The sequence below is a fragment of the Pseudoduganella albidiflava genome (genome assembly GCF_004322755.1).
Lineage (GTDB): Bacteria > Pseudomonadota > Gammaproteobacteria > Burkholderiales > Burkholderiaceae_D > Rugamonas > Rugamonas albidiflava.
Map to the genome: position 1 here is coordinate 6,667,089 of NZ_CP036401.1, position 13,957 is coordinate 6,681,045.

Here is a 13,957-nt window from a genome sequence, read left to right on the forward strand (position 1 = left end):
TCTCAGGGAACTCCATGAACGATCTGACTTCCGCCAAGACCCTCGCCGCCGATGCGCAACCGCCGCGGCCGGCCAACAAGGTACGTTTCGTCACCGCCGCCTCGCTGTTCGACGGGCACGATGCGTCGATCAACATCATGCGCCGCATCCTGCAGTCGCACGGCGTGGAAGTGGTGCACCTGGGGCACAACCGCTCGGTCGACGAAGTGGTGACGGCCGCGCTGGCCGAGGATGTGCAGGGCATCGCGATCTCCAGCTACCAGGGCGGCCATGTCGAATACTTCAAGTACATGATCGACCTGCTGCGCCAGCGCGGCGGCGCGCACATCAAGGTGTTTGGCGGCGGCGGTGGCGTGATCGTGCCGGCCGAGATCGCCGAGCTGCATGCGTATGGCGTGACGCGCATCTTCAGCCCCGAAGATGGCCAGCGCATGGGCCTGGCAGGCATGATCGACTGGATGGTGCAGCAATGCGACGTCGACCTGTCGCAGTACTCGCCCACGTCGCTGGCACCGCTCCAGGATGGCGCCATCGTGGAGCGCCACCGCCCGCTGGCCCAGCTGATCACGGCGCTGGAGAACGGCAAGGCCGACGCGGCGCTGCGCCGGCAGCTGGCGGAAGCCGCCGATGCGCTACGCGTGCCCACGCTCGGCATCACCGGCACCGGTGGCGCCGGCAAGTCGTCGCTGACCGATGAACTCATCCGCCGCATCCGCCTCGACCAGGACGATGCCCTGAACATCGCGGTGATCTCGATCGACCCGTCGCGCCGCAAATCCGGCGGCGCGCTGCTGGGCGACCGCATCCGGATGAACGCGATCAATCCATGGCACCAGGGTGGCGAACCGCGGCATCGTGTCTTCATGCGTTCGCTGGCCACGCGCGAGGCGGGGTCGGAGATTTCGCAGGCGCTGCCGGACGTGATCCGTGCCTGCAAGGTGGCCGGCTTCGACCTCGTGATCGTGGAAACTTCCGGCATCGGCCAGGGCGATGCCGCGATCGTGCCGCACGTGGACGTGTCGATGTACGTGATGACGCCCGAATTCGGCGCCGCTTCCCAGCTCGAGAAGATCGACATGCTCGATTTCGCCGACTTCATCGCCATCAACAAGTTCGACCGCAAGGGCGCGCAGGATGCGCTGCGCGACGTGGCGAAACAGTACCAGCGCAACCGCGAGTTGTGGACCAGCCAGCCGGACGAGATGCCCGTGTTCGGCACCCAGGCATCGCGCTTCAACGACGATGGCGTGACCGCGCTGTACCACGGCCTGCTGCCGAAGCTGGCGCAATTCGGCTTGCGCACGCAGCCGGGCCAGTTGCCGCGCGTCGATGTGCGCTTCTCGTCCGGCAAGAACGTGATCGTGCCGCCGGCCCGGGCGCGCTACCTGGCCGAGATCGCCGACACCGTGCGCGGCTACCACAAGCAGGTGCGCCGGCAGGCCGTGCTGGCACGCGAACGCCAGCAATTGACGGAAGCGAAACGCATGCTGTCGGCCGCCGGCAAGGGCGCCGACTTCGATGACGTGATCGCCGAGCGCGATCACGCGCTGGACAGCGGGGCCAAGAAACTGCTGGCCATGTGGCCGGACATGCAGGCCGCCTACGCGGGCGACGAATACGTGGTGAAAATCCGCGACAAGGAAATCCGCACCGGGCTCGTGCAGCACACGCTGTCCGGCACGAAGATCCGCAAGGTGGCGCTGCCGAAGTACGAAGACCATGGCGAGCTGCTGCGCTGGCTGATGCTGGAAAACGTGCCCGGCTCGTTCCCGTACACGGCGGGGGTGTTCGCCTTCAAGCGCGAGGGCGAGGATCCGACACGCATGTTTGCCGGCGAGGGCGATGCGTTCCGCACCAACCGCCGCTTCAAGCTGGTCTCCGAGGGGCTCGACGCGAAGCGCCTGTCGACCGCCTTCGATTCCGTGACGCTGTATGGCGCCGATCCGGCCCCGCGGCCGGACATCTACGGCAAGGTGGGCAACTCCGGCGTATCGATCGCCACGCTGGACGACATGAAGGTGCTGTACGACGGCTTCGACCTGTGCAACCCGTCCACCTCGGTATCGATGACGATCAACGGCCCGGCGCCGACCATCCTGGCGATGTTCATGAACACCGCGATCGACCAGCAGCTGGACAAGTTCGTGGCGCAGAACGGCCGCCAGCCGACCGACGACGAGGCGGCGAAGATCCGCGCGTGGGTGCTGCAGAACGTCCGCGGCACGGTGCAGGCCGATATCCTGAAGGAAGACCAGGGACAGAACACGTGCATCTTCTCCACCGAGTTTTCACTGAAGGTGATGGGCGACATCCAGGAATACTTCGTCCACCACGGCGTGCGCAATTTCTACTCGGTGTCGATCTCCGGCTACCATATCGCCGAGGCCGGGGCCAATCCGATCTCGCAACTGGCCTTCACGCTGTCGAACGGCTTCACTTTTGTCGAAGCCTACCTCGCGCGCGGCATGCACATCGACGACTTCGCGCCGAACCTGTCGTTCTTCTTCTCGAACGGCATGGACCCGGAATACACCGTGCTCGGCCGCGTGGCACGGCGCCTCTGGGCCGTGACGATGCGCGACAAGTATGGCGCGAACGAACGCAGCCAGAAGCTGAAGTACCATATCCAGACTTCCGGCCGTTCGCTGCACGCGCAGGAGATCGACTTCAATGACATCCGCACCACGCTGCAGGCACTGATCGCGATCTACGACAACTGCAACTCGCTGCACACCAATGCCTACGACGAAGCGATCACCACGCCCACCGACGAATCGGTGCGCCGCGCGCTGGCGATCCAGCTGATCATCAACCGCGAATGGGGGCTGGCGAAGAACGAAAACCCCAACCAGGGCGCGTTCATCATCGACGAGCTGACCGACCTCGTGGAAGAAGCCGTGCTGCAGGAGTTCGAGCGCATCGCGGAACGGGGCGGCGTGCTGGGGGCGATGGAAACCGGCTACCAGCGCGGCAAGATCCAGGAAGAGTCGCTGTTGTACGAGCACCGGAAGCATGATGGTTCGCTGCCGATCATCGGCGTCAACACGTTCCGCAATCCCAAGGGCGTGGAAGCCCCGCAGACGATCGAACTGGCGCGCTCGACGGACGACGAGAAGCAGTCGCAGTTGCGCCGGCTGGCCGACTTCCAGGCACGCCACGCGGATGCCGCGCCGGCTGCCCTGGCCGCCTTGCAGCAGGCGGCGATCGACAACCGTAACGTGTTCGAGCAACTGATGGACGCGGTGCGGGTCTGTTCGCTGGGCCAGATCACCAATGCGCTGTTCGAGACCGGTGGCCAGTACCGGCGCAATATGTAGGCTCTTGTCCTCGGCCGCCACACATGCTGGCACGCGTGGCGGCCCTGCTGATCTGCATCAATCCGCTCATCCCGCCAACCGTTGTCCTGCTTCACAGTACTGCTGAGCGTCAATACCGCAATCTTCCCCCACGCTAACTTCGTATCTCATTCCCTGGCCCCGGTGGAGCCCCATATGAGATACGCAAGACTGACGCCAGGACATGGCTTCAAGCCCGCCAACAGTTTCTTGTACTACCTCCAGCGCATCATCGTTTCACCGCCCCTGCGGGGCCTGTGCGTGCGCCTGTTCCGCAACTGGATACGCGTGCGCCACGGTAAGCGCGCACCCGTGCCGGCACGCACGCAGTTGCTGGACGGCCTGCACGCCGAAGGCTATGCGGCGCTGGGCAACGTGCTGACCACCGCCCAGTGCGATGACATCCGGGCTTACCTGGCCGACAAGATCCTCACGGACCGGCAGGACGATGCTTCCACCTTCACGCTGGCCCGGGTGCCGCCGGCGGCGCGGCTGGCGGAATACAGCCTGCGCGACATCGTGCGCTGCCCGCATATCCTGGCGCTGGCCAACGACAGCCGGCTGCTCGAACTGGCCGAGCGCTACATCGGCTGCAAGCCCACGATTTCCCAGCTGGGCGTGCGCTGGTCGTTTCCGGCAGCCGGCCAGCGCTCGGACCTGCAGACGTTCCACCGCGATTCCGAAGACTGGCGCTACTTCAAGGTGATCGTCTACCTGACCGACGTGGGACCGGATGACGGCCCGCACGTGTATGTGCGCGGCACGCACCGGACACGCGCACCGGTACGGCTGAAGATCCAGTCCGATGGCGAAGTGAGCCGCGAATACGGCGAGGAGCGGCTGATCATGGCGGTCGGCGAGCGCGGCTTCGGCTTTGCCGTGGATACCGCCGGCGTGCACAAGGGGGCGCCACCCGTCGGCAAGCCCCGCCTGATGCTGCAGATCCAGTACTCGCTGTTTCGCAGCTATGCCTATGTGTATGAACCGGAACCGTATGCCGGCCCCTTCCCTTTCGACCCCTACATCAACCGCCTGATCCTGGCCTGACCGAGAGACCTTGCTGCCCATGACGACAATCGAAATCAACCTGCCGCGCGACCTGGCCGAAGAGGCCGGCGAGATGGGCCTGCTGAAATCGCAGGTAGTGGCCGAACTGCTGCGCGACGAAATCCGCCGGCGCACCTTTTCCGACCTGTTGCAGCACGGCGGCTATGCCGCCAACGGCCTTGCCGCGGTGGACGAACCGGATCGCACCGTGCCGCCCCGGCGCCGGAAGGGCTGAGCAGCGCCCAGCCCCGCCCCTCGGACGTCAACATTCGAACGTCAACATTCGAACGTCAACATTCGAACGTCAACCCTCGAACGTCAACCCTGATCCTTCAATCCGGCGCACGCCCGACCGTTGCGCCGGGTACCAGCACCGGCTGCCACAAGGCCTGCAACTGCGTTGCCGGCACGCCGTTCAGCAGCGCCAGCAACATCTCTCCCATCTTCGTTCCCGCCGCCACCGCATCGGGCTGGTCGATCGTCGTGACATCGAGGCCGGCCAGCCCATCGGCCATGCGCCCCCAGACGATCAACGACATGTCGTGGCCGATCGCGATGCCGGCATCCAGCAAGGCACGCACGGCACCGACACCGGACAAGTGGTTGTCGACGATGACCGCGGTGGGCGGCGGGTCGGTCGCCAGCAACCGGCGCATCGCTTCATGGCCGCCGCGCCGGTCGATCGCCGCTTCGATCACGTGCCCGGCCGCCGGCTGCAAGCCGGCGCCGGCCATGCTGGCAATGAAACTGTCGCGGCGCTGGCGCGCGAAACTGAGCATGACGGGTGAGCCCAGCAGCGCGATGCGGCGATGGCCCTGCGCCACCAGCGCATCGACCGCAGAGCGGATTCCCGCCGCATTATCGTAGTCGAACCAGGCGTGCGACCCGGCGCTCGCGGTACGGCCATGGGCCACGAACGGAAAACCGGCTTCCAGCAAATACGCGATGCGCGGATCGTTGACTTGCGTGCGGCTGACGATCAATCCGTCCACCCGGCGCCCCTGCACCATCTGCTGGTAGGAGCGCAGTTCATTGGCGGGCGACACGGGCACGATGATGAAATTCATTCCCGCCGCTTCCAGTGCGGCGGAAACCCCGCCCACCACGTCCAGGAACATCGGATCGCCGAGGTCCGCCGGCAGCAGCGGGTAAATGATGCCGAGCACGTTGCTGCGGCCGACCGCGAGGTGGCGCGCCACCGGGTTGGCGCGGTAGCCGCTGGCCGCGGCCGCGGCCAGCACACGCTCGCGGGTGGTCTCGGAAACTTCGGGGTAGCCGTTCAGCGCACGGCTGACGGTGGTCTTCGACATGCCGAGCGCGTCGGCCAGGGCTTTCAGGTTCATGCGGGGATGGTGCCGGGCGGCCGTCAGTGCTGGCCGCCGATTATAGCGGACACTTCATAGCGGACAGTTCATCGCGGACAGTTCATGGAAGATACTTCGCCGCCGCTGGCTCCTTCGACGGCGCGGCGGAAGAAGAACAGCATCACCAGCACGACTGCGATCGGCACCAGGGTCAGGTAGAACGCGGTGTGGCCGCTGAAGGCGCCGAACACATAGCCGGTGACCAGCGAACCGGTGGTGCCGCCCAGTGCCGAGAAGATCACCAGCAGGCCGGTCATCGCCGAATGCTGGTGCGGCGGTAGCGAACTGAGCATCACTGAATTGATGCCCGGGTAGATCGGTGCCATGAACAGCCCGATCAGCGGGAACAGGAATGCTGCCGGCGGCGCGGTGAACCATGTGACATCCGGATTGGCGATCACGCCATGTGTCAGCGGAAGGGCGAGCAGCACGACGGCGGCCATGCCGACCAGGCAGCCGTTCATGACCGGATACCAGTGCACGCGCCGCAACACGACGCCAGCCGACAGCCGGCCCGCCGCCAGGCACGCCGCGAAGATGCTCGTCACCTGAACGCTCATTGCCGCCGGCAGCTTCAGGATCTCGTTGTTGAACGTGGGCAGCCAGGTACCGACGCTCTGCTCGATCAGCACGTAGAGGAACGCGGTGACGACGAAGATGCAGACCAGCGGCTTGAAGAACAGCTTGAGCATCGCGGCGAAATCCTGGGCGGGTGTCCGTTCGGCCGGCAGCGCGGCGAGCCGTTCGTCGAACGTGGTGGTGGCCAGCAGCACGAACGTGACGGCGCACAGGGCAGCCAGCGGCCAGTACACGTTCAGCCAGCTGCGCGACGCCGGATCGCTTGAATCGATGAAGAAGCTGAACATCCAGTACGCGCACAGCACGCCGACCATGAAGAAGCCTTCCAGCGTGTTCATCATGCCAGCATGGTGCTTGCGGCTGGTGGCGATCAGCCCCAGCGTGGAATACACCGATACCTTGGTCAGCGCGAACGCCACGCCCACCGACAGAAACAGCAGCTTGGCCGTGGCGAACCCCGGCACCAGCGGCATCGCCAGGCATGCGCAGGTGACGATCGCCAGTCCGATCAGCATCGCCCGCTTGTAGCCCAGCCGTGGCAGGAACGAGGCGACCAGGAAGGAAACGATCGCGATCGGCAGGTCCTTGAACCCTTCGAGCACGCTGGCGGCGGACTTGCCGACGCCATAGTTGTTGATGACCTGCAGGATCACCGTGCCCACGCTGTTCAACAGGATCGCGAAGACAAAGTAGATCAGGAACAGGATGAACAGGATGCGGCGCCGTTGCATGGTGTCTCCTTGGTTTTGCTTGTTATCGTTGTTTTATTGGTGATGGCGGTGCAGGGGATGCGGAACGCCGTCAGGTCCGGTATCACCACGTCCGCCGCGGCCAGCACGCGTGGATCGCCGACGCCCACGGCAAACATGCCGGCCGCCTTGATCGAGGCAACGCCGGCCACCGCATCCTCCACGCCGAAGCAATCGCCTGGCACCACGCCCAGTTCGCGCGCCGCCTTCAGGAAAATCTCCGGATCCGGCTTGCCCCTGGCGATCGTGCCGGCATCGACGACGTAGTCGAAGCGGTGGGTAATGCCAAGCCGGTCCAGTACGGTAAAGGCATTGCGGCTGACGGACGCCAGGCCGATCTTCAGCCCGGCGGCACGCGCCGCGTCGAGCGCCGCGGTGGCGCCGGGCAGCAGGTCGGCGGGCGTCATCGTGGCGATCAGCTCCTTGTAATGCTCGTTCTTTTCCGTGGCCAGCGCCAGCTTTTCGGCATCGGTATAGCGGCGCGGCGATGCGGCGAGGATCAGTTCGAGCGATCCCATGCGGTCGATCCCCTTCAGGTGTTCATTGAACGCTTCGTCGAAATGCACGCCCTGCGTATCGGCCAGCCGTTGCCAGGCCAGGTAGTGGTAGCGGGCGGTATCGGTGATCACGCCATCGAGGTCGAAGATCACGGCCTGGTACCGCTTCATTCCACGGCTCATGCTGGTGCTTATGCTGCTGGTCATGCTGCCTCCATGTGTTCAGGCTGGGCGGCCGTCAGTGTGATCGCCTTGCCGTGGTGGGAAAAATGCAGGGCATCGCCCTGCACCAGGCGGTAGCGGGTGCCGGCCGCCGCGACGCCGACTTCCAGCAGGCAGCCGCGCAGGTGGATGCGGAAGCGGTAGCCGCGCCAGCGTGCCGGCAGCGTGGGCGCGAACCGCAGCGTGCCGCCGTCGGTGCGCATGCCGCCGAAACCTTGCGCGACACCGAGCCAGGTACCGGCCATGGCGGCCGTGTGCACGCCATGGCAGGTATTGCCGTGGGTGTCGTCGAGGTCCATGCGCGCCGTTTCCATGAAGTAGTCGTACGCCTTGTCGGCATAGCCCACCTCCGCCGCCACGATGGAAAAGATGCAGGAGGACAGCGACGAGTCGTGCGTCGTCACCGCCTCGTAGTAGTCGAAGTCGCGGCGCTTGTCGTCCAGCCCGAAGCGGGAGGACAGCAGCAGCAGCGCCAGCACCACGTCGGCCTGCTTGCACACCTGGTGGCGGTAGATCACCATCGGGTGGTAATGCAGCAGCAGCGGATAGTTTTCCGCCGGCGTACTGTCGAAATCCCAGCGCTTCTTGGACAGGAAGCTGTCGTCCTGTTCATGGATGCCCAAGGCCTCGTCATACGGCAGGTGCATCTTCGCGGCGGCGCTGCGCCACGCTTCCGGCTCGCCTGCTTCCAGCGCCATCGCGCTGGCGATACGGCTGAAGTCCGCGGGGAATTCGGTCGCCAGGCGGGCGGCCAGTGCGGCGGCGAATTCCAGGTGCGCCTGCGCCATCGCATTCGTGTAGTAGTTGTTGTTCACGAGGGCCGTGTATTCGTCGGGCCCCGTTACTTCATTGATGACGAAGCGGCCGTGCCGGTCGATGCTGCCGATGCCGAGCCAGATGCGCGCCGTCTCCATGACGATCTCGGCGCCGTGCGCGCGCATCCAGTCGTCGTCGCCGGTGGCGTCCAGGTACTGGCGGATCGAATAGGCGATATCGGCATTGATATGGTATTGCGCGGTGCCGGCCGGGAAGTAAGCGGAGCATTCTTCGCCGGCGATGGTGCGCCACGGGTACAGCGCGCCTTTCGGGTGCGACATCTGCCGCGCGCGGCGGCGTGCGGCCTCCAGGCCGGCCCAGCGGTACTCCAGCAGCGCGCGGGCGATTTCCGGCTTGTTGTACAGGAAGAAGGGGAAGATGTAGATTTCCGTATCCCAGAAATAATGGCCCTCGTAGCCCTCGCCCGTCACGCCCTTTGCCGAGATGTTGGTCTTGCCGTCGCGCCCCGCCGATTGCAGCAGGTGATACTGGTTGAAGCGGATGCCTTGCTGCAGCAGGTCGTCGCCATCGATTTCCACGTCGGCCTGGCGCCAGAAATCGGCCAGATAGTCGGCCTGCCGGGCTGCCAGGGCGTCGAACCCGTCGCGCCGCGCTGCGTCGAGCAGCGCGCGGCTGCGGGGCAGCAGCTCGCTTTCCGGATAATCGCGCGACGTGTGATACGACACGTACTTGGTGGCGCGCACCGGCTGGCCCTGTACGGCCGGCACCTCGCAGGCGTCTTCGAGGCGCAGGGCGGCACGGCTGCACCGGACGGTGCCCGGCGCGTCCACCAGGGTGGCGCTGACCAGCGTGAAGCCGCTGTTGCGGGTGCGCTGCACGAGCGCGCTGAAGCCGTCTTCCTGTTCGGCCGACAGCAGTTCCAGCGATGCCCCCGACACGGCCGAGCCCACGCGCGGGTCGTCGCCCGCTTCCAGGTTGCGCACGGCGCCATCGAGGGTGGCAACGATGCGGAGGGTGCCGGAGAAGTTCAGTGGCGTCACCGTGATTTCCAGCGCCAGCAGGTGCTTGTTGTCGAAGCAGACCACGCGCCGGCTGTGGACGGCGATCGATTTGCCGGAAGGCGATGTCCAGCGCAGCGACCGTTCCAGCACGCCGCGGCGCAGGTCGAGCGACCGTTCGTAGGCATCCAATGTGCCCTGCAGCGGGTCGAAGCGTTCCTCGTCCAGCCAGATCGCCAGGCCCTTGGCGTTGGGCACGTTCAACATGAACTGGTTGGTCTTTGCCAGCGCATAGGCCGTTTCCGGATAGTGGATCGGCTCCGACTCGTAGAAGCCGTTCAGGTAGGTACCGTCGCGCGAGGTGCCGGCGGGCCCGCTCCAGCCCTCCTCGGCCGTGCCGCGCACGCCGATATAGCCATTGCCGAGGGCGAACAGGGTCTCGTGCAGGAAATGGGTGGCAGGGTCGGGCGCGGTTTCGCGCAAGCACCATGGGTCGGGGGCAAAGCGTTGCTTGGGTGGTTGGATCACAGGCTCCTCACTCATTCAAACCGGTTTGGATAATTGCGCCACAGCGGACGATCCGCCGTGCGGCGGCGCATTCGTTACATCACATCAGCTCAGGTGTGCCGCACCATCAGGGTCGTGGGCAGCATTTCGGAGACGGCAGGCTGGCCGTTCATCAGGTCCAGCATTTTCTTTGCCAGCAGCACGCCACCATCGCGCAGGTACTGGTGTACCGACGTCAACGGCGGGATGAAGCTCGCGGCGCCCGGGGTATCGTCGTAGCCGATGACGGAGACGACTTCCGGCACGCGCAGGTCTTTCTCGGCCAATGCCCGGATCGCTCCCATCGCCAGCAGGTCGCTGGCGGCAAACACGCCATCGAAGGGCTGGTTTTTTTTCTTCAGCAGTGCGGAAATGCAGGCGAAGCCCGCCTCAAAGGTAAAAGCCTTGGGCCGCATGATGTGCACGCTCCCCTGGCCCCCCAGCGCATCGATGAAACCGGCGCAGCGTTCCTGCACTTCGGCATGGTCGACATCGCCGAGGAAGACCAGCCGGGTACGGCCCTGCTCGAGGAAGCGCTGCGCCGCGCTGGCGCCGCCCTTGCGGTTGTCGCTGCCGACCACCACCGTGTCCGAACCGGGCTCGGGCGCGCCCCAGACGACCAGCGGCCGGCCGGTTTTCTTCAGCGCCGTCACCGCTTCGCCATGCGATCCCTGGCCCAGCAGGATCAGGCCGTCGGCACCCTGCACCGGCGCCGTGTCCAGCAATTGCTTCGACGTCAGCACGACGCTGTAGCCCGCCGTCGTCAACTCCTGGGTGATGCCGCCCAGCAACTCCAATGGATAGGGATCGGACATCGGCCGGCCCTTCGCGGGTGTCATTTCTACAACAACCGCGACGGAATACGATCGGCCCATGCGCAGGTTGCGAGCGCTCACATTGAAGCGGTAACCCTGTTCTTCGGCCACGCGCCGCACTTTTTCGCGGGTGGCTTCCGTCACCAGCGGGCTGTTGCGCAATGCCCGCGACACGGTGATCGTGGAGACGCCGGCCAGCACGGCCAGGTCTTCCATCGTCAATCCGGTGTCGGTCTTCGCAGTGGCCATGGGTCGTCCTGAAGGAAAATGTCGGCGCATTATGACAGATCGGCCACGCTTGTCACGCAAAATGACATCGATAGCATTTTGATTGACATCGATATCATTTTTGCGTTTCAATGTTTGCACGATGGCCAGATGGCCTGACGAATACACGGCAGCGCCGGTTCCCCCAGCGCATTGTCCGGAGACGACAATCCCTACAAGAAAGCACCCCGCCATGAACAACAGATTCCTGCTGTCCTCGATTTCCCTCGCCATTCTTGCGCTGGCCAGCCAGGCGCGCGCGGCCACGCCGCAAGAGAGCCCGGCCCCGCCCGCCGTGCAGGACACGGCCGGTGCTTCGGGCGCCGGGGCGCAACAGGGCAGCGATGCCGTGCAGACCGAAATCCAGCAGGTAGTGGTGACCGGTGTCGCCACCGGCGGCGTGCGCAAGCTCGACTCGGCGTTTTCGATCACCACCGCGAGCGAGGAACAGTTGCGGCAGGCCGCCCCGATCAGCACGGCCGATATCCTGAAGCTGGTCCCGGGTGTGTATGCCGAAGCCACGGGCGGCCAGTCCGGCGCCAACATCGAAGTGCGCGGCTTCCCGTCCGGTTCCGATTCGCCCTTCGTGTCGGTGCAATTGATGGGTAACCCGATCTACCCGGTGCCGACGCTGTCGTTCTTCGAAGGTTCGTCGGCATTCCGCCTGGATGACACGATCGAGCGCGTGGAAGTGTTGCGCGGCGGCCCCAGCACGATCTTCTCGAACGGCCAGCCGGGTGCGACGATGAACTTCATCCTGAAAAAAGGCACCGACACCCCGGAAGGCTCGATCCGCTTCTCGACGGGCACCGGCGAACTGCGCCGCATGGACGTATTCTATGGCGGCAAGATTGCCGACAACTGGTACGGCACGGTGGGCGGTTTCTACCGCAACACCCGTGGCGTGCGCGATGCCGGCTTCCCGGCGGACAAGGGCAGCCAGATCACGGCCACGCTGACGCGCAAGCTCGATGCGGGCGAGGTCACCTTCTATGCCCGCCGCACCGACGACAAGAACGCGTTCTACACGGGCGTGCCGCTGATCTCGTCGAACGAGGGCCGCACCATCACGGAATTCCCGGGCTTCGATCCGCTGACGGGAACGCTGATGAGCGGCGAGATGCGGCGCTTCACGGTCGAGGCCGGCCCAGGGCGTACGCTGGACTATGACCTTGGCGATGGCCGCGGCTTGAAGTCGACGGTGTTCGGCATCGATTTCGCGCAAACCATCGCCGGCTGGAGCGTGTCGAACAAGTTCAATTATTTCGATGGCGACCTGAACACCATCGCCATGTTTACCGGGAACAATCCGCTGTCGATGGGCGCTTACCTGTCCAGCGCGCTGGCCACGCACCGTGGCGCCGTGCCGGGCCGCACCGCCACCGCCGCCAGCGCCACCTACCTGGATGGCACGCCGGTCGCTGACACCCAGCAGGTGGTGCAGGCGGGCCTGTGGGCCGTGGAAAAGCAGCTGCAATCGGCCACCGACGAGATCCGCGTCAGCCGCGAATGGATGAAGGACAACACTGTCACGATCGGCGGCTACTTTGCCAGTTATTCGTCGGACGACGTCTGGTACCTGGGCAACAGCCACCTGATGACGGCCGTGCCGAATGCCCGGCTGATCGACGTGCGGCTCGACAACGGCGTGATCGTCTCCAACCAGGGCAAGGAAGGTCCCGTCAATTTCGCGCCCATCGCATCGTATGACGGCAGCAACACCGCACTGTTCATCGCCAACGAATGGAAGGTCAACGACCGGATCAAGGTCGATGGCGGCTTGCGCCGCGAGCGGCAAAAGCTCGATGCGACGGTGTCGCGCCTGGCGACCGGCGATACGGACAACAACCCGCTGACCGTGTACAACAACGGCACGTCGATGCCCACCGGCGCGAATACCGCGCTGACGCGCACCGATTCGGCCACGTCCTTCACGATCGGCGGCAACTTCAAGCTGGGGCGCGATGCCAGCGTGTTCGCCCGCGCCAACAAGGGCCACACCTTCGTGGCGTTCGACGACCTGCGCAATGCCGGCACCCAGGCCAACGTCGACGACCGCGGCCTGTTGCCGACGCCGACCATCGAGCAGTTCGAGATCGGCTTCAAGACGGCGACCCCGCTGTACAGCGCGTATGTGAATTACTTCCGCACCGATTTCGATGGCATCGCCTTCCAGCAGATCCTCGCCGACGGCACGCTGCTGAACTCCGTCAGCGGTTCCAAGGGCCATGGCGTGGAATTCGAACTGGGCCTGCGCCCGGTACGCGACCTGACGCTGACGCTGACGGGCAACTGGCAGGATTCGGAATACAAGGACAATCCGGTCACGGCGGGCAAGCGCGTGCAGCGGCAGCCGAAGCTGCAGGGGCGCTTCACGCCGTCATACCGCATTCCGATGGGCGACAACGAGCTGCGGGTGTATGGCACCTACACGTATATCGGCGAACGCTGGGCGGACCAGGCCAACCTGCAATACCTGCCGTCCTACAAGACCGTCGACGCCGGCGCCGTGTTCCGGCTGGGCGAGAAGATCGAGTTCCGCGTCAGCGGCAACAACCTGTCGAACGAACTGGGCCTCACCGAAGGCAACTCGCGCCTGACCACGGGCGGCAGCGGCCCGATCAATGCCCGGCCGCTGTTCGGCCGCACGTGGGAAGCGTCGGTCATGTACCGGTTCTGAGCGTTTTCATCGAGAACTGTCCCAGGAGCCTGTGCGGATCCAAGGCCGCACGCTTCGTTCTCGCTTTTGGCGGCCCGCGGG

9 protein-coding genes are annotated in these 13,957 nt (G+C 65.2%); 4 read left to right on the forward strand and 5 right to left on the reverse strand.

The genetic code is table 11. From position 1 onward, the window contains the following. The first annotated feature begins 14 nt into the window (after nucleotides 1-14). The 3 genes from icmF (at nucleotide 15) to EYF70_RS27665 (ending at nucleotide 4,617) form a co-directional block, all read left to right on the forward strand. The gene (gene icmF / locus EYF70_RS27655) at nucleotides 15-3,317 is read left to right on the forward strand and encodes a fused isobutyryl-CoA mutase/GTPase IcmF (protein WP_131148238.1); all 3,303 of its coding nucleotides are present in this window, start codon (nucleotides 15-17) and stop codon (nucleotides 3,315-3,317) included. A 174-nt stretch (nucleotides 3,318-3,491) separates the two neighbouring features. Further along, nucleotides 3,492-4,382, forward strand: a complete 891-nt coding sequence (locus EYF70_RS27660; RefSeq protein ID WP_131148239.1) for a phytanoyl-CoA dioxygenase family protein — start codon at nucleotides 3,492-3,494, stop codon at nucleotides 4,380-4,382. Nucleotides 4,383-4,401: 19 nt separating this feature from the next. Continuing rightward, on the forward strand, nucleotides 4,402-4,617 hold the full coding sequence (locus tag EYF70_RS27665; RefSeq protein WP_131148240.1) for a hypothetical protein: 216 nt from the start codon (nucleotides 4,402-4,404) through the stop codon (nucleotides 4,615-4,617). A 97-nt stretch (nucleotides 4,618-4,714) separates the two neighbouring features. Here the strand turns inward: EYF70_RS27665 and EYF70_RS27670 are convergent, their stop codons facing one another. The 5 genes from EYF70_RS27670 to EYF70_RS27690 form a co-directional block, all read right to left on the reverse strand. Further along, on the reverse strand, nucleotides 4,715-5,725 hold the full coding sequence (locus EYF70_RS27670; protein ID WP_131148241.1) for a substrate-binding domain-containing protein: 1,011 nt from the start codon (nucleotides 5,723-5,725) through the stop codon (nucleotides 4,715-4,717). 68 nt (nucleotides 5,726-5,793) lie between these two features. Beyond that, entirely contained in the window at nucleotides 5,794-7,056 is a 1,263-nt protein-coding gene (locus EYF70_RS27675) for an MFS transporter (protein WP_131148242.1), read from the reverse strand. Further along, entirely contained in the window at nucleotides 7,020-7,778 is a 759-nt protein-coding gene (gene pgmB / locus EYF70_RS27680) for a beta-phosphoglucomutase (RefSeq protein WP_229420590.1), read from the reverse strand. The genes EYF70_RS27675 and pgmB overlap by 37 nt, the downstream gene beginning before the upstream one ends. Beyond that, nucleotides 7,775-10,096: a glycoside hydrolase family 65 protein gene (locus tag EYF70_RS27685; RefSeq protein WP_229420591.1), complete on the reverse strand. Its 2,322-nt coding sequence runs from the start codon at nucleotides 10,094-10,096 to the stop codon at nucleotides 7,775-7,777. The genes pgmB and EYF70_RS27685 overlap by 4 nt, the downstream gene beginning before the upstream one ends. Before the next feature lie 89 nt (nucleotides 10,097-10,185). After that, on the reverse strand, nucleotides 10,186-11,178 hold the full coding sequence (locus EYF70_RS27690; protein ID WP_229420592.1) for a LacI family DNA-binding transcriptional regulator: 993 nt from the start codon (nucleotides 11,176-11,178) through the stop codon (nucleotides 10,186-10,188). Nucleotides 11,179-11,389: 211 nt separating this feature from the next. Here EYF70_RS27690 and EYF70_RS27695 point away from each other — a divergent pair, with 211 nt between their 5' ends. Beyond that, nucleotides 11,390-13,876, forward strand: coding sequence for a TonB-dependent receptor (locus tag EYF70_RS27695; protein WP_131148245.1), 2,487 nt, complete (start codon nucleotides 11,390-11,392; stop codon nucleotides 13,874-13,876). The last annotated feature ends 81 nt before the right edge of the window (nucleotides 13,877-13,957 follow it).

Bases quoted from the DNA above. Each gene is read 5' to 3' on its own strand.
- pgmB (WP_229420590.1), bottom strand. From the start codon at position 7,778: ATGACCAGCAGCATAAGCACCAGCATGAGCCGTGGAATGAAGCGGTAC.
- icmF (WP_131148238.1), top strand. From the start codon at position 15: ATGAACGATCTGACTTCCGCCAAGACCCTCGCCGCCGATGCGCAACCG.
- EYF70_RS27670 (WP_131148241.1), bottom strand. From the start codon at position 5,725: ATGAACCTGAAAGCCCTGGCCGACGCGCTCGGCATGTCGAAGACCACC.
- EYF70_RS27660 (WP_131148239.1), top strand. From the start codon at position 3,492: ATGAGATACGCAAGACTGACGCCAGGACATGGCTTCAAGCCCGCCAAC.
- EYF70_RS27690 (WP_229420592.1), bottom strand. From the start codon at position 11,178: ATGGCCACTGCGAAGACCGACACCGGATTGACGATGGAAGACCTGGCC.
- EYF70_RS27695 (WP_131148245.1), top strand. From the start codon at position 11,390: ATGAACAACAGATTCCTGCTGTCCTCGATTTCCCTCGCCATTCTTGCG.
- EYF70_RS27675 (WP_131148242.1), bottom strand. From the start codon at position 7,056: ATGCAACGGCGCCGCATCCTGTTCATCCTGTTCCTGATCTACTTTGTC.
- EYF70_RS27665 (WP_131148240.1), top strand. From the start codon at position 4,402: ATGACGACAATCGAAATCAACCTGCCGCGCGACCTGGCCGAAGAGGCC.